Raw genomic sequence first — 20,256 nt, forward strand, 5'->3', positions numbered from 1 at the left:
GAATTCCCTTGGTGGGCAAGGAGACGGACGCTAACGGAGGAGCTGTGGAGGCAGGAGGAGACGGACGGAAAAGCCCCCCGGACAGGTGAATCTCTCCTGCCAAGCGTTTAAGCCGGGCCGGAGAAGCGTGCGGGGAACAGCGCGCGAGCCCGCACGGCCGGATGGCCGTACGGGCTCGCGGAGTACGGGCTCGCGGAGTACGGGCTCGCGGAGTACGGGCTTGCTCAATACGGGCTAGCGGTCGGCTCAGATGAGGCCGAGCCCGCGCACCGCCTCGCGCTCCTCCTCCAGCTCCTTGACGGAGGCGTCGATGCGGGAGCGGGAGAAGTCGTTGATCTCCAGGCCCTGGACGATCTCGTACTTGCCGTCCTTGGTGGTGACGGGGAAGGAGGAGATGAGGCCCTCGGCGACGCCGTACGAGCCGTCGGACGGGATGCCCATGGAGGTCCAGTCGCCGTCCGCCGTGCCGTTGACCCACGTGTGGACGTGGTCGATGGCGGCGTTCGCGGCGGACGCCGCGGAGGAGGCGCCACGGGCCTCGATGATCGCCGCGCCGCGCTTGGCGACCGTCGGGATGAACTCCTCGGCCAGCCACTTCTCGTCGTTGACCGTCTCGGCGGCGTTCTTGCCGGCGACCGTGGCGTGGAAGATGTCGGGGTACTGGGTGGCCGAGTGGTTGCCCCAGATCGTCAGGCGCTTGATGTCGGCGACCGTCGAACCCGTCTTCTTCGCCAGCTGCGTCAGCGCGCGGTTGTGGTCCAGCCGCGTCATCGCGGTGAAGCGCTCGGCCGGTACGTCCGGGGCGGCGGCCTGCGCGATGAGCGCGTTGGTGTTCGCCGGGTTGCCGACGACGAGGACCTTGATGTCGTCCGCCGCGTGGTCGTTGATGGCCTTGCCCTGCGGCTTGAAGATGCCGCCGTTGGCCTCCAGCAGGTCGCCGCGCTCCATGCCCTTCGTACGCGGGCGGGCGCCGACCAGGAGGGCCACGTTCGCGCCGTCGAAGGCGACGTTCGGGTCGTCCGAGATCTCGATGCCCTGGAGGAGGGGGAAGGCACAGTCGTCGAGTTCCATCGCAGTGCCCTCGGCGGCCTTCAGCGCCGGGGTGATCTCCAGGAGGCGCAGCTTGACCGGCACGTCCGCGCCGAGCAACTGACCGGAGGCGATGCGGAAGAGCAGGGCGTAACCGATCTGGCCGGCCGCGCCGGTGACGGTGACGTTCACGGGAGTGCGGGTCATGGCGTTCTCCGTATGACAGCTGGCGGTTGGGGCGTCCCTGCCCCGGGGTGCGGGATCCCCTGCGCCGGCCTGATGACCGGCGCTCGTTCGCCACGCTGATCGATCACGGGTACGGATGATCGATCTCTTGGCGTCAAGAGAGATCCAGCGGTCAGGCTATCGCGCATCCGGCGGACCGGACGGCCGGGCCGGTGTGGCCCGCCCCACAGGCCCCACCAAGAGGCGGCCGCCGGTCCGGGAGAGAGGGACGACAGCGGCCGCCGGGTGGGGGTGCCGGGGGGCCGGGAGGGGCTGGGACTCCTCCCGGACGGCGCCGGACTCCCGTGGGGGTACGGTGCACCTGCCCCGGAGCGGGGCAGGCATTCCTCCCTCATGGGAATTGCTCCGGGCCGGACGGCCACGGCTCCGGAAGCCCGTCCCATCTGCTCCCATCAGCCCCGCCAAAGACCGCGTCCCCCGTGCGCGACCGTCCCGCCTCATCTGCCTGCCGCGCGCCGCCCCTCCGCCGGATCCCCGCGCGCGGTCCCTCCCTCGGATCAACTGCGCGCGGCTCTTCCGCCGGATTTACTCCGTGCAGCCCTTCTGGCCCGACTTCAGCGTGACGCAGGCCTTCGCGTCACCGGCGTCCTTCACGGCCACCATCGGGGTGTACGCGTCGGTGTCGGTATCGACCTTGCCGCTCTGCGCGGCCGCGCCGCTCGCGGTGATCTCGACCTCGTCTCCGACCGCGGCCTGCGTGATGCGGCCCCAGGCGGCCGAGCAGGTCTTGCTGTAGCGGACCTCGACGACGGCCGTGCCGACGGTGACGCTGTTGGTGGTCTTCGCCAACTCGCCGCCGCAGCCCATGTTCTCCGGGTCCTCGCCCGTGCAGTCCTTGCCGATGCACTGGACGCCGGGCGGCAGGTCCTTGCTGACGGACGGGGTCGGGCTCGGCTTCGCCTCGTCGCCGCCGTCCCCGCCGGAGTCGGTCAGGAACATGGCGGCCGCGACCACCACGAGCACGCCGACGACGCCCGCGAGGAACATCGTGAGCCGCCGCTTCCGCCGCTGCCCGTCGGGTGAACCGGACGAACGGCGGGGGCGCGCGTCCTCGGGCGGCCCACCGGCCGGACCGGACGGCCCGGCGGGCCCGGACGGCGCGGAGTACCCCGAGGATCCGGGAGAGCCGGAAGACCCGGGAGAGCCGGAAGACCCGGGCGAGCCGGGAATCCCGGAGACACCCGGCTGACCGGAGAACCCCGCCGAACCCCCGGCGCCTCCGGGCCACCCCGGAGGCCTGGGGACCGCACCCCAACTACCGCCACGCGCAGCCTGGTCGGACGCCGAAGATCCCCCCGGCGAAGCAACGTCGGACGAGCCGGACGAGCCGAACGACCCGGACGAGCCTCCGCCCCGAGGAGCCCCGCCCCGCCCGCCGGACGGCAGCTGTTCCTCACCCGGCGGCGGGCTCTGCGCCGGCACCGACGGTGCCACTCCGGCCGACCCGGCCGCCCCGGGCCTGGGCGCGGCCGTCGCGCCGCCCCCCTTGCGCGTCTGCTTCCCGTCCCGGCCGCCCCCCTTGGCCGGTGTGGGCCCGAACTCCCCCAGCGCGGCGCGCGCCTGGGAGATCCGTATCGCCTCCATGGTCATGTCGTGACGCATCTCCGAGCGGCTCCACGCCCGCTCGGCCAGCTCCCACATCGTGGTCAGATGGACCGGGTTGGTATTCGTCACCTCGGCCAGCGCCACGATCGCGCCCTTGGGCGCGAGCAGCCGGCCGTTCAGATACCGCTCCCACGACGTCTTGCTGTAACCGGTACGGTCCGCCACGGCAGCGATGCTCAGCCCACTGCGGTCGACAAGTCGGCGCAGCTGGCTGGCGAACTCTCTGACCTGCGGATCGAGTTCGTCCGGCAAAGCCCTCCAACGAGGCATTGCTCCCCCTCTTCCCCCGTACGTGCTTGTTCTTCCCAGCGCGTGGCGCCCCTCCGCCAAGTCCCCGTTCTGGCTACCCAGGGGGATGCGCCCATCAAGGATCTCAGTTCCCCGGCCGGGGGCGCACAGGAGCATTCAGGCCGTGGGCATGCACCGTTGCACGCCCGCTGGTCTGCGGTCCAGTGTTCCACCGATATCCCGTGCGGCTGTTCGGAGCCCCCTGGTCCGCGCACGGGACGTCCCGGACCGTCCCGATTGCCCACGTTATCCCTGATGTCGAAGGCGATCGGACCACATCCTCGAACTTGTCGATACATCGACACAAGGGGAACACATGCGCGGTCTCGTGGGTCACTCGTGCCATCTGTGTCACCACACGACCCGGGTCCAGGGACGTCACGTCAGGGTGACGGCACCCGCCAACGCGGTCAGGAGGAGGGCGAGAACGATGAGCACGGCGTAGAGCAGCAGGCGGTGGGAGGGGGCCGGGGCAGGGGCCCGGGGAGGGTCCGGCTCGTCGGCCAGCAGGTCCCACCACGGGACCGTCGGCGCCTCCTCGTAGTCGTCGTCGCACTCCGCCCCGCCTCCGGTCCCGCCCCCGGTCCCGCGCTCGGCGCCCCTCCCCTCGACGGACCCGTTCACGGAAGCCGCCGCCCCGGCGGCGGGCACGCTCGCCGCCGGATCCGCCGGGCGCGGCCACGCCCGTACGGCCAGTTCCCAGCGCACCACGAAGCGTTCGGCGTCCTCGCCGACGACCCGGCACAGGGCGACGACCGCCTGCCGGGGCGGTGGCTGCGTCGCGTTGAGGTAGCGCTGCCAGGAGGACTTGCTGTACGCGGTCCGCGCGCCCAGGGCGACCAGGCTGAGCCCGGTGCGGTCCTTGAGCAGCCGCAGCTGTTCCACGAAGTGCCCTACCTCCGGCGGAAGATCCGCCGGCAGCGGCTGCCAGGCGCTCATCGTTCTCCTCCTCGGCTTCCTCCGCTCTGCCCCCAGGGACGGTGTCTGCCGCGGTTCGGTTCCCCTCCAGAGATCGTTGAGGGACTCGTCGCACGATGCACGCGACGTACCGGAACTGTCACTTCCGTGCCACAGGGAACAGACAGGTGTTGAACCGCCGTTGGCGCGTCCATGACTCTTGATCCCAAGCGGCGTCCGTCCGTACTCGGGGGAGTGGACGGGCGCCGCTCCTGAAACGGGCTTCCCCGGATCACGCTCCGAAGCAGATCCGGTCGCCCTTGACGGGCACCAGGCAGACGCGTGCCCCGTCCGACCCGCCGGGGCCGTCCCGGCCGCCCTGGCCATCCGGGCCGCCCGCTGCCGTCATCGGCGTCGCGAGATATCCCAGGGTGTCGGCCCGGTCGGAGGCCTGTACGGCCTTGGGGCGGGCCCCCGGCCGGGTCAGTTCGATCCGGTCGCCGATCCTCAGCCGCGACCCTCGTGCCCACACGGCGTGGCACACCTTGCCGTACCGCAACTCCACGCGGCGTCCTCCGGGGAGGGTGCGTTCGGCGGCCGAGGTCACCATGGACTGCCCGCCGCAGCCCATGGCGATGGGGTCCTCACCGTCGCATTCGGGGCCCGTGCAGCCGGGTGCGTACGTCGGCGGTGGGGGCGACGCGGTATCCGCGGAGTCGTCCGGCAGGAGGAGAACCGCGGCGCACACGGCGGCGGCGAGGCCCACGAACGCGCCCGCGGCGAACAGGACCCGGCGCGCCCGGCCGCCGTCGTTCCCCACGGCCACGGCCACGTCCACGGCCACGGCCACGTCCACGGCCACGACCTCGGCCTTGGCCGCGTGCCGTGCGCGCCCGCTCCACTCCGTGTCGGCCAGCTCCCACAGCGCGAGCAGCCGTTCGGGCCGCTCGCCCGCGATCTGGCACAACGCCACGACGGCGTCGTACGGCACGGGCTTCTCGCCGTTGAGATAACGGGCCCAGGAGGACTTGCTGTAGGGCGTGCGTTCGGCGAGCCGGGTGAGGCTCAGGCCCGCCGATTCCCGTAACTGCCGCAGGCCCGCGATGAGCTGGCGTACTTCCGGAGTCACTTGCGCAGCTCCCGCCAGGTGTCGGGGCCGACGATGCCGTCCACGCCGATCTCCCGCTTCTCCTGGAACGCGGTGGCCGCGCGTTTGGTCTGCTCGCCGTAGACGCCATCGGTGCCACCCGGGTCGAAGCCGTGCCGGCGCAGCAGGCACTGCGCCTCGACGACGTCCCAGCCGATGCTGTTCAGGTCGAGCAGTACGTCCCGGGAGACGCTGTGCCCGGCGTACAGTCCGCCGTCCTTGCGGGAGATGTCGCAGTCGTACGCCTGCCCGCGCCGGTATGCGTCGGCGGTGGGCGCGGGCTGCTGCCCTCCCGAGCCGTCGCCCTGCCAGGACAGGCCGGTGATCATGCCCGCACCGAACGCGACGAGCAGCGCTGCGGCCGCGCCGAGTACGAGGCGGGGGCGTGGGCGTGGGCCCCGAGCACTCGGCCGGTCGGTCGGCCGGGTGGTCACGCGGGCGGTCGGCCGGGCGGGCGGCATGATGCTCGGTCCGGCGGTCGTTTTGGTGGTCCTGGGCTCGACGGCCGAACCGGAGCCCGGCGTGACGGTGGGCCCGGCATCAGGCTCGGCACAAGGCTCGGCACCAGTCTCTGCACCAGGCCCGGCAGCTGCTCCCTCCGCCACCTCGTGCAGCACCAGCAGCCGCGTCGGCTCCGTGCCGCACACCCGCGCGAGTTCCGTCACGGCCCCGCGGGGAACCGGCTTCTTGCCGTTGAGCCAGCGCTCCCATGACGAGGAGCTGTACGTGGTCTTCGCCGCGAGAGCGGCCAGACTCAGTCCGCTGCGGTCCTTCAACCGCCGCAACTGGACGACGAGTTGCCGTTCCCGCTGGTCAAGCGAGTCGGGCAGTTCCTTCCAGCGCGCCATGTCGTCACCCCCCGTGAACCCTTGGCGCGTACTTATATGAAGTTCCGTCAGTCCGAGGACGTCCGCACAGGGGTGGTGCGGTTGCGTGCCCAGAGTTCACGTTACCCAACCGGGACGACATCCCCCGTCCCACACCGTTGTCATGGGACGGGACTTCCCAGCAGGTCAGAGCGGGGGACGTACCACGCATCCCCAACTCCCCCGACGACTGTGGCCGTTGTCGTACCTGGTCACGCAGGGTTGGTGACGCAGGACCCGGCGGCACGACGCGGAGGCCCGCACTCATCGACTCGGGGGAGAGTGCGGGCCTCCGTCACGCGCGCTACGTCCTGATCGTGAAGTGCAGCGTGTCGTCCAGGAACGGGATCTCCAGCCACGGGTTGGGCTGGGCCATCATCGCGAGCAGCACGATGGTCACGCCCAGGATGCCGTACGTGACGAGGTCGGTGAAGCGGGAGCGGACCGCGAGCATGCCCACGCCGGGCAGCGTCCAGCGCAGCACGCCGCCGGCGAGCAGCCCCGTCCCGATCAGCAGCGTGCCGTACCGGAAGACGCCGAGCGCGGTGAGCAGCAAGCCGAGTCCGACGGCCGCGACCACCGTGAGCATCGGCCATTGCCGAGCCGGTGCGGGCGCGTCCCCTGACGCGGCACGGCCGCCGCCCTCGGGGCGTGCGGTGTCCCGGGTGACCCGGGGGAAACGGCGCGTCGTGCGCTGCGGCTGCCCGTCGGGGCCGGGCGCACTGACGGGGTCCCGCACAACAGGCTCTTCACCGTCGTCCCGATGCTCATGCCCGCCCGCCTCCGACGTGTCCGCCGCCGCGTGCGTTTCCCCGCCGTGCCCCTGGGCAGCCCGGCCCTCCACGCCTTGCGGCTCGGCAGCACGCGGCTCCACGTCTTCCGCCTGCGCGCCACGCAGCCCCGACTCCGTGCCTGCCGACACCGCGTCCTGTGGCCCCGCGCCCTGCACCGTGCCCTGCGTCACCGCGCCTGCCGACTTCGCGCCCTGCGGCACCGTGCCTTCAGACGCCGCGCCTTGGGGCTCCCCGGCGCGCGGTCCCATACCCTCGGGTCGCACCGGCTCGGGCGACGGGTCGGCGCCCCGCTTCGGGGTGTCCTCAGCCGACACTGCGTTCCGCCGCCTCGACCACGTTGACGAGCAGCTGCGCCCGGGTCATCGGGCCGACGCCGCCGGGGTTGGGCGAGATCCACGCGGCGACCTCGGCGACGCCGGGGTGGACGTCACCGACGATCTTGCCCTCGGCGCTGCGCGAGACGCCGACGTCGAGGACGGCCGCGCCCGGCTTCACGTCCTCGGGCCGGACCAGGTGGGCGGAGCCCGCCGCGGCGATGATGATGTCGGCCCGCTTCAAGTGGGAGGACAGATCGCGCGTGCCGGTGTGGCACTGCGTCACCGTCGCGTTCTCGCTGCGCCGGGTCAGCAGCAGCGGCATCGGGCGGCCGATCGTCACGCCCCGGCCCACGACCACCACCTCGGCCCCCTTGATCTCCACGCCGTACTGGCGGAGGAGGGTGAGAACACCGTTGGGCGTGCAGGGCAGCGGTGCCGGCTCGTTGAGTACGAGACGGCCGAGGTTCATCGGGTGCAGGCCGTCCGCGTCCTTGTCCGGGTCCATCAGCTCCAGGATGCGGTTCTCGTCGATACCCCTGGGCAGCGGCAGCTGGACGATGTAACCGGTGCAGCCCGGATCTTCGTTGAGCTCGCGGACGACCGCCTCGATCTCCTCCTGCGTGGCGGTCACGGGCAGTTCCCGCTGGATGGAGGCGATGCCGACCTGGGCGCAGTCGCGGTGCTTGCCCGCGACATACTTCTGGCTGCCCGGGTCGTCGCCCACCAGGACGGTTCCCAGGCCGGGCGTGACGCCCTTCTCCTTCAGGGCCGCCACGCGGGCGGTCAGATCGGACTTGATCGCGGCTGCGGTGGCCTTGCCATCGAGAATCTGGGCGGTCATGACCCCATCCTCGCGGATGACCGGGTCCCGGTTCCAATCCGGTCACCCTGCGGACTCCGCGACTCCCGTCCCACATGGTCACTCGTATCCATCCATGATCAGTGATGTTGCACTTGCACAACACATGCGGCATCCGGCTGGACAAATAAGAGGCGCGTTAAGGACGATGAACGTCACAGTGCCGCGGGGCAGTACCGGGGGGACGAACCGCATCTGTAGAACTTTCCTCCGAAATGTGCCGCGTCGTCCCCGCACCATGCAACGGAGGAAAGACGCCATGAGCTTTGGCGACCCGAACAACCCCTACGGCGCGCCGCAGGGCCAGCAGCCGGGTTACCCGGCCCAGCCTCCCCAGGGCCAGCCCGGCCCCGGTTACGGCTACCCGCAGGGTGCCCCGCCCCAGCAGCCCGGCTACGGCTATCCGCAGGGTGCTCCGGGCCAGCCGCCGGCGTACCCCGGCTACCCGGGCGGCGCTCCCAACTCGATGCCGATGGAGATGCCGGGTCTGATGAAGACCTCGCGCGTCCTGCTGTTCATCCTCGCGGGCTTCCAGCTCCTGTTCGGCGTCATCGCGGGTATCGCCGTCGGCGCTGTGCAGGACGTGTCCAACGGCGTCGGCAGCGGTGACGACACCGACACGCTCGCCGGACTCGGCTTCTTCTTCGCGGCGCTCCTGGTGGGCCTGGGTGCGCTCTCCATCTTCCTGGGCGTCAAGTTCAAGAGCGGCGGCAGCGGCATCCGCATCACCACGATCGTGTACGCGGCGCTGATGATCCTCGGCGGCATCGTCAACATCGTGAACGGTGCGAACGGTTCCGCCACCTTCGGCGGACTCATCTCGCTCGCCATCGCCGGCATCATCCTCGCCTCGATGGTCAACGGCGCCGCCTCGGCCTGGTTCAACCGCCCGCGTTACTGAGCCGAGCCGCAGCACGTTCGCGCCATTCACGTCAATCACGCCAAGGGCCGTGTCTACCCCGCAAAGGTTGGACACGGCCCTGGTGCGTCGCTCTACCCTGATTCCACAGCTGCGCACGGGACGGGGAGAACGACCTTGTACAGCATCATCGTGGTGCCCCCACGCACGACGGACGACGAGCACGGCGCACACCAGATCAAACTCGCCCCAGGGGAACGTCTCGCCTTCGGCCGCTCGGAGTCCGACAACGGGCTTGCGATCGCACACGAGGGGGTCTCCCGGAAGGCCGGGGAGATCACGGCCCAGGGCGCCTTCTGGATACTGAGCAATCTCTCCGCCCACCAGACGTACGTCGTGGAGAACCCGGAGGGCGCGGGCGAGCACATCAAGGTCGGTCCGGGCCGCCTCGACGCGCCGATCCCCTTCGAGTTCTCCCGGATCGTGCTCCCGGCCGCGGGCGACCTGCTGCCCCTCGAGGTGTGGGCACCCCGCCACGACTATCTGAACTCTTCCGGCGGACTCGACGGCGCGACCACCGCACCCGCCTTCTCGGTCGACCACACCAAGCGGTACTTCGCGGTCCTCGCCGCCCTGTGTGAGCCCCGCCTGCGCGGCGCACCGCACGCCCCGCTGCCCACCGTCGACCAGGTCGTGGAGCGGCTGCGTCCCGGCTGGCCGGCGGCGAGCCCGGCCGCCGTGCACTGGAACATCGACTACCTCGCGGTGAAGCTGCGCCTCAAGCCCGGCCCCGACACGGCGGATCCGGGCCCGCGCCTGAACGGCAAGAAGGAGTCCCTCGTCTCCCTCGCGCTCCGCTTCGACCTCGTACGGGAGGACGATCTCGTCGTCCTCGGCAACTCCCCGAGCCGAGCGGCACGGTGAGCGACGGCGCGTACGCGGTGTCCGTCCCCCGCGGATACCGCGTCGGCTCCTGGGAAGTGCGCGAGCCGATCGCGACGGGGGCGTTCGGCAGCGTGTACGGGGCGAGACGCGTCCCGGAGGGGCCGGCTGCGAAGCCCCCGAAGGCGACCGACCGGGGACTGCCGAAGACGGCCGACCAGGAACTCCCCAAGACGGCCGCCCTGAAGTTCTTGCCGACCGGCACGCACACCCCCCGCCAGCTCGCGCATCTGCGTGACCTCGCCGAGCGGGAGCTGGAGTTGCTGAGCAGGCTGCGCACCGCACCGCGGCTGGTCCGGATGTACGAGGCGCTGACGGTCGACGACCCCGGGCGGCCCGAACTCGACGGCGCCACCGTCCTCGTACTGGAACGGGCCGAGACCTCTCTCACCACGCTGCTCGCCGGGAACCACCGGCCCAAGCACGGTCCCGTGCTGCTCGCGCAGATCTGCGAGGGCCTGGTCCAGCTGCACCGGGCGGGCTGGGTGCACGGGGACCTCAAGCCGGCCAACGTCCTGCTGATGAAGGACGGTTCGGCCCTCCTCGCCGACTTCAACATGGCCGCCGAACTCGAGGGCACCCACGCCTACACGCCCGCCTTCTCGACGCCCGACTACACCCCGCCCGAGCTGCTCTGGGCCGAGATCGGCGAGCGCGGCCGGCAGATCCGCCCCTCGGCCGACGTCTGGGCCTTCGGCGTGCTGGCCCACCTCGTCCTCACGGACCAGTTCCCCTTGCCCGGCGGCACGCCTTCGGCCCGCCGGGACGCGGCGGCGCGCTACGCGCGCGGCACCGAGGAGCTCCGCCTGTCCCCCGAACTCCCGGATGAGTGGCGGGAGATCGTACGGGACTGTCTGGCCCGAACGCACCAGGAGCGGATCAGCGGGGAAACACTGCTGCGGCGGGTCGAGACGGTCGCCGGGACCGCCCGCTCCCCACGACTGCCGCGCCTGTTCCCGCTCAGACGCGGACGCCGGACCGGTGTGATCCTGAGCGCCGCGGCCGCCACGGCCGCCACCACCGCTCTCGCCACCCTCGGCTACGGCATGCTGGCGGACGACGGTTCCGACGACGGGAAGAACTCGGGCACCGCGAAGGTCGCGCCAGCGGCGTACGGCGCCGCCGAGCTCCGTACGGACAAGGGCGTCCCCGTCGCCTACCGGCCGCTCATCGTCGACTCCGCCCACGACTGTGTGCAGGAGGAGGTCACGCCGTCGCTGATCGCCGCCATGCTGAAGGTGGAGAGCGACTTCGACCCGGACCTCTCCGACCCCGCCATGGACGAGTACGGGATCGCCCGTTGGACCCCGCGTGTGCTGCGCTGGTGGATGCGGTCCGACGGCAAGCCCGAGAAGACGATCCCTCAACCCCCCTTCTCTCCCTCCGAGTCCATCCCGGCCATGAGCCGGTATCTGTGCTGGATCGCGCCGCGCCTGGACTCCGCGCTGGGCGGTGACCGCCGGCAGGTTCTCATCGCGGCCGCGTACCGGACGTCGTACGAGAAAGTGAACGACGCGGCCGGTGTTCCCCCGAAGCACCGCGACTACGCCGACCGCGTCGCTCACTACCTCAAGGAGTACACGCCGGCCGGGAAGAAGTGACCCTCAGAGTTCCGAGGTTCCGGGGGTGCGTCTCCGCTGAGACGGTGAGCTGAGGGTTCACCACCGGGGGCGGCCCCGCCCCTCACGGGGGAGGGGACGGGACCGCCCCCACACCGCTGTGCCCATGGGGCCGCTGCCTCGTGACTCCTCGGACTGTTCCCCATGACTCCTCGGGCTGTCCCCGTCGCGCCGCCGTGACAGGTGAACGGCGACTTCGGCCCTCTGACCCACGGGGCCGTCGTCACCCTCCAGAAGCGGGCCGGACTGGACGCGGACGGAATCGTCGGCCCGAACACATGGCGTGCGCTGCGCACCAAGGGCTGAGTGGCAGAGCGGAGGCGTCGGGCCCGGCCCTTCCCCATGCCTTCGGGAACGCCAGGGCCTGTCCGGCCTAGTCGGTGACGGCCGTGACGTGCGTACGTCCTTTCGTGGTGCACAGCACGAGGGCCGTACCGGAGATCTTGTCGGCCAGCAGCCCTCGCTTCCCGGCACAGGGCTGCCGGGCGACGTCGCTGGAAGCGGTGACCCGTACCCGTTGCTTGCCCTCCGCCTCGTAGGGGTCGGCCAGAGCGACGAGGGTGCCGGAGCGTGTGAGGACCAGTATCGGCTGGTAGAGGTCTCCGCGTCCGGCGTCCCGCTGCCCGCGCCGGTCCCTGACGATCACGTCACTGTCCGCCAGGCCGACGACGGGGTCGCCACGCCTGGGGACCACGGTCCACCACACGTCGAAATTGTCGCCGTCCACCATCTTCACGGTGTCTCCCCACGCCTCCAGCAGATGGTGCACGCCCCCACTGCGGACGAACGTGACGTCGGGCGCCGCATCCGCCACCGGCGACTTCGCCCACCTCTGGAATCGTGCACTGTCGCTGTCCGAGAGGCTGATCCGCGCCCGGTACGCCTTCCCGGCGCAGTCCCACTCCGTCTCCACCAAGGTGGTGACCGAGGCCGACAGGATCCGCAGGGGTCCGCTCCGGCAGCCTCGCGGAGGAGCGGGCACGGGCATCTCCGCGTGGGCGAGCAGCGGTTGCAGGGGCGGGAGCCGGTACGCCGGGGGCCGCTCCTTCCGCAGCTCCTCCGGGGCTTCGGGCTCGGGGAGGACGGCGACGGCGGACCGGCCCGCACAGTCGTCCATGAGCAGTTGCCCGGATTCGGGCTCATTACGGTAGTAGTCGACGAGGTGCGTGCAGCTTCCGTACCGTCTGTCGGCCCAGGCCACCAGTTCGGCATCGCTGCGCCGTACGGCCACGATCCCGTCGTCCCAGGCCGTCAGATGCGCGTACTCCGCGTCGGACAAGCTGACCAGCCGTGGCCACGGGTATTTCTCGGGGGCCGGCGTGATGAAGTGCCATGCGCCGTGACGTGCCTGTGGAAGCACCGAACTGCCCTCGACCTTCCCCGTGTAGGCGTCGACGGCCAGTACGACGGTGCCGATCAGCACCAGCACGGTGCACCCCTCGCCGACCGCCACCTGGCTCAGCTCCGCGGTGTCCTGACGGCGTACGGTGACGGACCACCGACGGGTGCCGTCCCGCGCGTCGTGCCCCACGATCACGGAGTGCCGCGAGGACTCCTCCAGCGCGACGAGGGTGCCGCGTGCCCGCTCACCACGGCCGCACATACTGAGCGCCACCGGCCCCTTGAAACCGCGCTGCCACGCCACACGCTCCGGCCGATCCGGCAGCCGGACGAAATGACTTTTCCCGTCCCATTCGGCCGCCCCCTCGTCGAGCCTGTCCTCCGGCACCGGCACGGAGCCGGCGAGCTGCCCCCACCAGGGCCCGAGCGCTTCCCTCCGCTCCCGCTGGAGTCCACTGGCCCCGAAGGTGGCCCCCGCTCCCAGCAGCCCACCCACGAGCACTCCGGCGACCCCCGCGGCCATCGCCCGGCGGGCGTGCCGCCGCAACGTGGCCCCGGTGGCATACGGACGTTCGTACTCCTGGGGACCGGAACCTGTCGCGGTAGCAGGAGCAGGAACAGGGTCGAGGTCAGGACCGAGAGCCACCCATGGACGCTGCCGGCGGACCAGCATCACGACACACAGCGCCAGGACCACGGCGGCGGCCAGGGAACAAGCCAGCGGCGCGGCCGGCGGCGCGGCCGCGTACACCCTGTGCCACTCATCCGGCGGCACGTCCTCGTACCAGGGCCGGGCACGGACCTGATCATCCCGCCGCCCGTCCAGAACGACCTTCTCGCGGGGCCAGGCCAGAAAGCTCACGACCCCCGCCGCCAGGGCCGCTCCGCCGACCACCCCGGCCCACGCCGTGTACTTCCGCTCCCCCATCCCCGTTACGAACAGCACCACCGCCGCCACGAGCGGGCTCCAGACCCACCACGGCGCGCGGCCGAAATCGTCGCCCGGCCACGGAGTCCACGGGGTGACGACAGCAGCGACAACAAGCGCCACGGTGGCCGCAAAGAGGAACGACGCCCGTAATCGGGCCTTTTGCGCCCGTTCCGCCTGTACCTCGTCGACCATACGGCTCCCCCTTCAGCGAAGGTTAGCCGCGAATGCCCCATTCCGGGACGGAGGGAACGGCAGCATCTCCCGTGATCACCCTCTGATCAACGTGCCGACGTGGCCTCACCCTTGAGCGCGCCGACGAAGGAGACCCAGGCGGTCGCGGGGGTGAGAAGACCCCGGTCTCCGTGCGGCTCACCCGCGAGGGCGGCCGTACCCGCCTGGAGATCACCGATCCGGACCCGTGCTCCTGGCTCATCCTCCGCCGGGCCGGCGCCGACGACGAGGCCGGCCGCGGCCTCCTCCTGCTCGACGCGGTCGCGGTGCGCTGGGGCGTGGAGCAGGCACCCGGCGGCAAGACCGTGTGGTGCGAGTTGCATGGAGACGCGTCCGACGGCACCTACGGTTCCGCACCGCACACCTGAAACATTCCAGGTTCCCCGGGACACCCGCCTCGGCCAGTCTGGCCGTGGCAAGAACGCGCCACCGATACAGAGGGTGGCATCGATGCGACCGGTGATCAGCGCGCCGGCCGCGTCAGGTGCCGCCCTACGACCGAAGGGGGAAACGAATGCGACCGAACGTCCTGACCAGGACACTCATCAGCGTCACCACCGCCGCCGCCATTGGCGCCGGGAGCCTGACACGGAGCCGCCGTAGGCCGAAGAAGGGGGCGGGACGTACAAGACCGCGCTAGCCTCGTGTCAACTGGGGGTGTCGAAAGGGCACGTTGAGACAGAAGAGCACTCGGGGGACCCATGTCAGACGAGCGGCCGACACCGCCGCACTTACCGGCGACCGGGAACACCGCGCTGGAGCAGGTGGGGGCAGCTCCGATGCGGTCCGTGGATCCGGGGCGCATCGGCCCGTACGTACCGCTCGGCGTGCTCGGCAGCGGTGGCATGGGCCGGGTGTATCTTGCGCGGCCCGCCGACGACAGCCCCGGGCTCGCCGCGGTCAAGGTGATCAGGCCCGAGTACGCCGAAGACTCCCAGTTCCGGCGGCGGTTCGAGCGTGAGGCCGCCGTGCACGAGCGGGTCGGCGCACCGTACGCGCCGGAGCTGCTGGGCACGGGGTTCCAGGACGAGCTGCTGTGGATGGCCACGCAGTACTTACCCGGGCTCAGCCTGACGGACGCCGTACGCGACTGCGGCGTACTGGAACCCGCCGGAGCGTGGCGGCTGGTGGGGGAACTCGGCCGGGCCCTGTCGGCGCTGGCCGCCGCCGGGATCGTGCACCGGGACCTCAAGCCGTCCAACGTGATCGTGTCCGGCCAGGGCGCGCACGTGATCGACTTCGGCATCTCGCAGGCCGTGGACAGCAGCTCGATCACCATCACCGGCAACCGGGTCGGCACGCCCGCCTTCATGTCCCCCGAGTATCTGCGGGAGGGACGCTGCGACACCGCCTCGGACGTGTTCTCGCTCGCCTGCACGCTCATCTACGCCACCACAGGGCACGCACCGTTCGGCAGTGGCACCGGCGTGGACGTCATGCACCGCGTGGCGTTCGAGGAGCCGAAAGCCGAGCTCATGGGCGAACTCGCGGCGGCAGACGCCTCGTTGGCCGCCCTGCTCTCCGCCTGCCTGGCCAAGGACCCCGCCGGCCGGCCCACGCCGGGACAGCTGATCGACGCGGCCGCGGCACACCCCCGTACGACGTCGTGGCAGGAACCGCTCGACTCCCGGCTACTCGCCCGGCGCGAGGCCGGCGAAGTGCTGCGGCAGGCCTCCGCCCAGCAGACCGGCCAACTCCACACGTCCACGCACCGGGTGGCCGCCCCCGCTCCCGGCCCCGCTTTCGGGCCGGCCACACCGCCGGGCGCGTACGGACCAGGACCGCAGACGCCCCCGGGCGCGTACGGACCGCCGACGCCGCCTGGCGGCGCCCCATCCGACAGTTCACCGACCGGCAGTTCTCCAACCGGCAGTTCTCCGGTCATCGCGCGCCGCAGAAAGAGGGCGTACTTGGCCGTCGCCGCGGGCCTCGCCGTGTGTGTCGTCGCCGGGAGCGCCTTTCTGCTCACCCGCCCGTCCTCCGAGGACACGGCCTCCTCGCCTCCGACGGCCGTCGAAAGCAGCGCCCGAGACGACGCGGCACGGCCACCGCTGCCCGGCGCGTCCGGCCATGACTCGCCCTCGCCCAGCAGTGAGCGGGAGGAGAAAGAGGAAGCGGAAGAGGAGAAAGGTTCCGCCGGAGCCGGGCCCACAGACGGCACAGGCCGTGCTCAGCGCACCCCCACGCACACCGCGACCGCCACGTCCGGCGGCAGTAGCGGAAGCGGAGGAGGCGGAGGAGGCGGCACAGCTCCGAGCCCCGATCCGACCAAGACCACGGCCAAGCCGGCTCCACCGGCGTGGATCTCGCAGTGCACGTACTACTCCGGCAGCGAACTCACGCGTCGCGGCGACAAGAACCAGCGGGTGGTGCAGGTGCAGTGCATGCTCACCCAACGCGGCTACAGCGTCGGAACGGCGGGGGTGGACGGCAAGTTCGGCAAGGACACCGTCTCCGCGGTCAAACAGTTCCAGCGCGGCAAGGGACTGGACGTGGACGGCATCGTCGGCCCCAACACCTGGGCGGCACTGCGCAGTTCGACGTGACGTCGGCATGAGGTCGCCCGGCCGTGCGCGAGCGCGAGCGGCCGGGCGACCTCAGTGGAATGTCGGCACGAACCTCAGTGGAAGAAGTGCCGCGTCCCCGTGAAGTACATCGTCACGCCCGCCTTCTCGGCCGCCTCGACCACGAGTTCGTCGCGGACCGAACCGCCGGGCTGGACCACGGCCCTGACACCGGCGGCGGTGAGGATCTCCAGACCGTCGGGGAAGGGGAAGAAGGCGTCCGAGGCCGCGTACGAACCCTGGGCGCGCTCCTCGCCCGCCCGCTCGACCGCGAGCTTCGCGGAGTCGACACGGTTGACCTGGCCCATGCCCACGCCGACCGAGGCGCCGTCCTTGGCCAGGAGGATGGCGTTGGACTTGACGGCGCGGCAGGCCCGCCAGGCGAAGGCCAGCTCGTCCAGTTCGGCGGGCGACAGCGCCTCACCCGTGGCGAGGGTCCAGGACGCGGGGTTGTCGCCGTCGGCCTGGAGGCGGTCGGCGACCTGGAGGAGACGCCCGCCATCGATCTGCTTGACCTCGACGTCGGCCGTCGGCCCCTGGGCGGCGCGGAGTACGCGGATGTTCTTCTTCTTGGTGAGGGCTTCGAGGGCGCCGTCCTCGTAGCCGGGCGCGACGATGACCTCGGTGAAGATCTCGGCGACCTGCTCGGCCATCTCCTTCGAGACCGGGCGGTTGACCGCGATCACGCCGCCGAACGCCGACAGCGGGTCGCAGGCGTGCGCCTTGCGGTGCGCCTCGGCGACGTCCGCGCCGATCGCGATACCGCAGGGGTTGGCGTGCTTGATGATCGCGACGCAGGGCTCGTCGTGGTCGTACGCGGCACGGCGCGCGGCGTCCGTGTCCGTGTAGTTGTTGTACGACATCTCCTTGCCGTGCAGCTGCTCGGCGTCCGCGAGGCCGCCACTGCCGTCGACGTACAGCGCCGCACCCTGGTGCGGGTTCTCGCCGTACCGCAGGGTGCTGCGGCGCTCGAAGGTGGCACCGATGAAATCGGGGAAGTTCGAGTCGTCGAGAGGGGCGTACTGGCTCGCGAACCACGAGGCGACGGCGACGTCGTACGCGGCCGTGTGCTGGAAGGCCTCGGCGGCGAGCCGCTTGCGCGTGGCCAGGTCGAAGCCGCCGCCCTTGGCCGCGGCCAGGACGTCGGCGTACCGGGCGGGGCTGGTGACGACCGCGACCGACGGGTGGTTCTTGGCGGCGGCGCGGACCATCGAGGGACCACCGATGTCGATCTGCTCGACGCACTCGTCCGGGGACGCACCCGAGGCGACGGTCTCGCGGAAGGGGTAGAGGTTCACGACGACGAGCTGGAAGGGCTCCACGCCCAGCTCGTCGAGCTGCTGCCGGTGGTCGTCGAGCCGCAGGTCCGCGAGGATGCCGGCGTGCACCTTCGGGTGCAGGGTCTTGACCCGGCCGTCCAGGCACTCGGGGAAGCCGGTGAGCTCCTCGACCTTGGTGACCGGGACGCCGGCCGCGGCGATCTTCGCGGCGGTGGAGCCGGTGGAGACGAGCTCGACGCCGGCCTCGTGCAGTCCGCGGGCGAGGTCTTCGAGCCCGGCCTTGTCGTAGACGCTGATGAGCGCGCGCCTGATCGGGCGCTGCGTACCTTCGGCGGTCACGGGATAACTACCTTTCGTCCCTCAATGCGATAGCCGTTGCGGGCGAGCCGCCCCACGACCTCGACGAGCAGCCTTCGCTCGACTTCCTTGATGCGCTCATGCAGAGCGCCGCCCTCGTCCTCGTAGTCCTCGTCCCGGACATCGACCACGCCCTGAGCGATGATCGGGCCGGTGTCGACGCCGTCGTCGACGAAGTGGACGGTGCACCCGGTGACCTTCACTCCGTGCGCGAGGGCGTCACGAACGCCGTGCGCACCCGGGAAGCTGGGCAGCAGCGCGGGGTGGGTGTTCACCAACCGGCCGCCGAAGCGGGCCAGGAACTCCTTGCCCACGATCTTCATGAACCCGGCCGAGATGACGAGATCCGGCTCGTACGCCGCCGTGGCCTCGGTCAGCGCGGTGTCCCACTCGTCCCGGCTCGCGTAGTCCTTCACCCGGCATACGAAGGTGGGCACACCCGCGCGCTCGGCGCGCGCCAGGCCCTCGATGCCCGTGCGGTCCGCGCCGACCGCGACGATCTCAGCCCCGTAGACGGCCGTCCCGCGCATGGCGATCGCATCGAGGAGAGCCTGCAAGTTCGTACCTGATCCGGAGACCAGCACGACGAGGCGCTTGGCCACAGCGGGGCCCTTTCTCGGGAGAGCGTTTGTAGGGTCGTACGAATGCTTCGCGCCCCCTGATACGGGGAAGTCTACGAAGCGGCCGACCGTCAGCAACGATACCGGCACACAGGGAGGCCCTCACGGGACGGGGGCTTGGCTGGAAGGTAGCGTCTGGAGAGGATCCGCCCGGGGAACTCGCTTCGCGCAGGGGAACGCCTTCGGCGCATGGGACGTTGACCAGGGACGGGGACGAAACTCGGACACGACGTCCGCCCGCACCACGGCCCGCTTCACCGGCCGGCTCCACCGATTTGATCCTGCCAGCAAGATCCACCGAGCCCGCGCAGGCGAGGCTCGCCCGCCAGAACCGATCCGCCGAGACCCGATCCACCCAGACCGATCCTCCAAGGGGAAGACGCACACCTGATGCCGGACCGCAGCCTCCGACTCCTCCGACTCCTCCCCTCCACCGCCTCCGGCCCCTCGGGGGCCGCGGGAGGAGTGGGGCGGCGTGCGCTCGACCCCTCCCACGTCCCGACGTTCCTCCCGTCCTTCGCGTCCGGCCACCAGGGCGGCGTACGGGAAGGGCTGGTGCTGCGTGAGCGGCAGCCTTCCTCGCCGGCCACGCCGCCGCGCGAGGGTGAGGGTTCGACACCCGAGAGCGGCGGCTCCGGGCCGGAGGACGGCGCCTCGTCGCCGCAGTCCCCCGGCGCCCCCGCGGACGACAACCCCTTCGCCCCGCCTCCGGAGGGCACGCCCGACCGGCCGTGGCAGCCGCGACGGCCCGCGAACGGGCAGGGGTCGGACGACGGGCAGGGTGACGGCGACCGCTCCCCGTGGGGCAGCCAGTGGAGCGACCGGCAGCCGGGGCCCGCGCAGGGCGGCGGCTTCGGTGACCGCCCCGGCTCCTCAGGCGGGCCGGGCGGACCCGGCGGGCAGGGCGGTCCGGAAGGACCCGGCGGCGGCTCCGGTGCCGGTCTGCGCTGGGACCCGGCGGACCCGGCCCAGCGCCGTGCGCGGTACGCGCTGCTCTCCGGCATGTGGGCGTTCTTCTTCGCACTCTTCAGCTGGCCGTACGTGGCGCTGCTGCTCGGCGCGCTGGCCCTGTACTGGGGCAGCAGCGCCCTGCGCGCCAAGCCCCGCACACCGGACCCGGACACCCCGGCGCCCACCTCCGGCGCCAGGCCCCAGACGACGGCGGCGATCAGCGGCCTGGTCACGGCGTCACTCGCCCTCATCATGGTCGCGGCCACGTTCACCGCTCAGCTCGTCTACCGCGACTACTACACGTGCGTGAACGACGCCCTCACGAACACGGCGAAGGAATCCTGCGACCACCTCCTGCCGGAGGAGCTGCGGAACCTGCTGGGCACCCGCTGACGGCTCCGCCGGTCGTGCCTCGACCGCGGGCCGGCTGCGGTCGCTCGCGCAGTTCCCCGCGCCCCTAAAGGGGCGTACCCCCACTCTCCCGCAGTTGGTCACCGGCGGGAGGGGTCGTGT

17 protein-coding genes are annotated in these 20,256 nt (G+C 71.4%); 7 read left to right on the forward strand and 10 right to left on the reverse strand.

Annotated elements, in window-relative coordinates:
- Positions 1 to 246: 246 nt before the first annotated feature.
- The 7 genes from FGD71_RS13050 to FGD71_RS13085 all read right to left on the reverse strand — a co-directional run bounded on the left by FGD71_RS13050 (position 247) and on the right by FGD71_RS13085 (position 8,030).
- Positions 247 to 1,236, reverse strand: coding sequence for a malate dehydrogenase (locus FGD71_RS13050; protein WP_119100586.1), 990 nt, complete (start codon positions 1,234 to 1,236; stop codon positions 247 to 249).
- A gap of 564 nt (positions 1,237 to 1,800) precedes the next feature.
- On the reverse strand, positions 1,801 to 3,150 hold the full coding sequence (locus tag FGD71_RS13060; protein ID WP_119100588.1) for a helix-turn-helix domain-containing protein: 1,350 nt from the start codon (positions 3,148 to 3,150) through the stop codon (positions 1,801 to 1,803).
- A 396-nt stretch (positions 3,151 to 3,546) separates the two neighbouring features.
- Positions 3,547 to 4,107, reverse strand: a complete 561-nt coding sequence (locus FGD71_RS13065; RefSeq protein ID WP_119100589.1) for a helix-turn-helix domain-containing protein — start codon at positions 4,105 to 4,107, stop codon at positions 3,547 to 3,549.
- A 250-nt stretch (positions 4,108 to 4,357) separates the two neighbouring features.
- Complete coding sequence (locus FGD71_RS13070) at positions 4,358 to 5,194, reverse strand: helix-turn-helix domain-containing protein (RefSeq protein ID WP_162931112.1); 837 nt, start codon at positions 5,192 to 5,194, stop codon at positions 4,358 to 4,360.
- Positions 5,191 to 6,060, reverse strand: a complete 870-nt coding sequence (locus FGD71_RS13075) for a helix-turn-helix domain-containing protein (protein ID WP_119100591.1) — start codon at positions 6,058 to 6,060, stop codon at positions 5,191 to 5,193. The genes FGD71_RS13070 and FGD71_RS13075 overlap by 4 nt, the downstream gene beginning before the upstream one ends.
- A 322-nt stretch (positions 6,061 to 6,382) precedes the next feature.
- Positions 6,383 to 6,976: a DUF3017 domain-containing protein gene (locus tag FGD71_RS13080; RefSeq protein ID WP_420878282.1), complete on the reverse strand. Its 594-nt coding sequence runs from the start codon at positions 6,974 to 6,976 to the stop codon at positions 6,383 to 6,385.
- Positions 6,977 to 7,175: 199 nt separating this feature from the next.
- Positions 7,176 to 8,030, reverse strand: coding sequence for a bifunctional methylenetetrahydrofolate dehydrogenase/methenyltetrahydrofolate cyclohydrolase (locus FGD71_RS13085; RefSeq protein WP_119100592.1), 855 nt, complete (start codon positions 8,028 to 8,030; stop codon positions 7,176 to 7,178).
- A 277-nt stretch (positions 8,031 to 8,307) separates the two neighbouring features.
- On the opposite strand from FGD71_RS13085, the gene FGD71_RS13090 reads away from it, so the two are divergent.
- From FGD71_RS13090 to FGD71_RS13105, 4 genes are all read left to right on the forward strand, one after another.
- Positions 8,308 to 8,949, forward strand: coding sequence for a hypothetical protein (locus FGD71_RS13090; RefSeq protein ID WP_119100593.1), 642 nt, complete (start codon positions 8,308 to 8,310; stop codon positions 8,947 to 8,949).
- 135 nt (positions 8,950 to 9,084) lie between these two features.
- Entirely contained in the window at positions 9,085 to 9,831 is a 747-nt protein-coding gene (locus FGD71_RS13095; RefSeq protein ID WP_119100594.1) for an FHA domain-containing protein, read from the forward strand.
- Positions 9,828 to 11,450: a protein kinase domain-containing protein gene (locus FGD71_RS13100; RefSeq protein ID WP_240436559.1), complete on the forward strand. Its 1,623-nt coding sequence runs from the start codon at positions 9,828 to 9,830 to the stop codon at positions 11,448 to 11,450. Before FGD71_RS13095 ends, FGD71_RS13100 begins: the two co-directional genes overlap by 4 nt.
- A gap of 201 nt (positions 11,451 to 11,651) precedes the next feature.
- Positions 11,652 to 11,774 carry a peptidoglycan-binding domain-containing protein gene (locus FGD71_RS13105; RefSeq protein WP_240436560.1) on the forward strand — a complete coding sequence of 41 codons (123 nt, stop codon included), beginning with the start codon at positions 11,652 to 11,654 and terminating at the stop codon, positions 11,772 to 11,774.
- Between the two features lie 67 nt (positions 11,775 to 11,841).
- On the opposite strand, the gene FGD71_RS13110 is transcribed toward FGD71_RS13105, so the two are convergent.
- Complete coding sequence (locus tag FGD71_RS13110; RefSeq protein WP_162931113.1) at positions 11,842 to 13,932, reverse strand: hypothetical protein; 2,091 nt, start codon at positions 13,930 to 13,932, stop codon at positions 11,842 to 11,844.
- Positions 13,933 to 14,102: 170 nt separating this feature from the next.
- Here FGD71_RS13110 and FGD71_RS13120 point away from each other — a divergent pair, with 170 nt between their 5' ends.
- Together FGD71_RS13120 and FGD71_RS13125 are read left to right on the forward strand one after the other, a co-directional pair.
- The gene (locus tag FGD71_RS13120; RefSeq protein WP_181359187.1) at positions 14,103 to 14,339 is read left to right on the forward strand and encodes an ATP-binding protein; all 237 of its coding nucleotides are present in this window, start codon (positions 14,103 to 14,105) and stop codon (positions 14,337 to 14,339) included.
- Between the two features lie 333 nt (positions 14,340 to 14,672).
- Positions 14,673 to 16,517 carry a protein kinase domain-containing protein gene (locus FGD71_RS13125; RefSeq protein ID WP_119100596.1) on the forward strand — a complete coding sequence of 615 codons (1,845 nt, stop codon included), beginning with the start codon at positions 14,673 to 14,675 and terminating at the stop codon, positions 16,515 to 16,517.
- Between the two features lie 74 nt (positions 16,518 to 16,591).
- Here FGD71_RS13125 and purH read toward each other — a convergent pair whose 3' ends face one another.
- Both purH and purN read right to left on the reverse strand, forming a co-directional pair.
- Positions 16,592 to 18,154, reverse strand: a complete 1,563-nt coding sequence (gene purH, locus FGD71_RS13130; protein WP_119100597.1) for a bifunctional phosphoribosylaminoimidazolecarboxamide formyltransferase/IMP cyclohydrolase — start codon at positions 18,152 to 18,154, stop codon at positions 16,592 to 16,594.
- Positions 18,151 to 18,774 carry a phosphoribosylglycinamide formyltransferase gene (gene purN, locus FGD71_RS13135; RefSeq protein ID WP_119100598.1) on the reverse strand — a complete coding sequence of 208 codons (624 nt, stop codon included), beginning with the start codon at positions 18,772 to 18,774 and terminating at the stop codon, positions 18,151 to 18,153. Before purN ends, purH begins: the two co-directional genes overlap by 4 nt.
- 408 nt (positions 18,775 to 19,182) lie before the next feature.
- Here purN and FGD71_RS13145 point away from each other — a divergent pair, with 408 nt between their 5' ends.
- Positions 19,183 to 20,136: a hypothetical protein gene (locus tag FGD71_RS13145; RefSeq protein WP_240436561.1), complete on the forward strand. Its 954-nt coding sequence runs from the start codon at positions 19,183 to 19,185 to the stop codon at positions 20,134 to 20,136.
- Positions 20,137 to 20,256: the final 120 nt, after the last annotated feature.

The sequence above is a fragment of the Streptomyces sporangiiformans genome, from assembly GCF_005768555.2.
Classification (GTDB): Bacteria; Actinomycetota; Actinomycetes; order Streptomycetales; family Streptomycetaceae; genus Streptomyces; species Streptomyces sporangiiformans.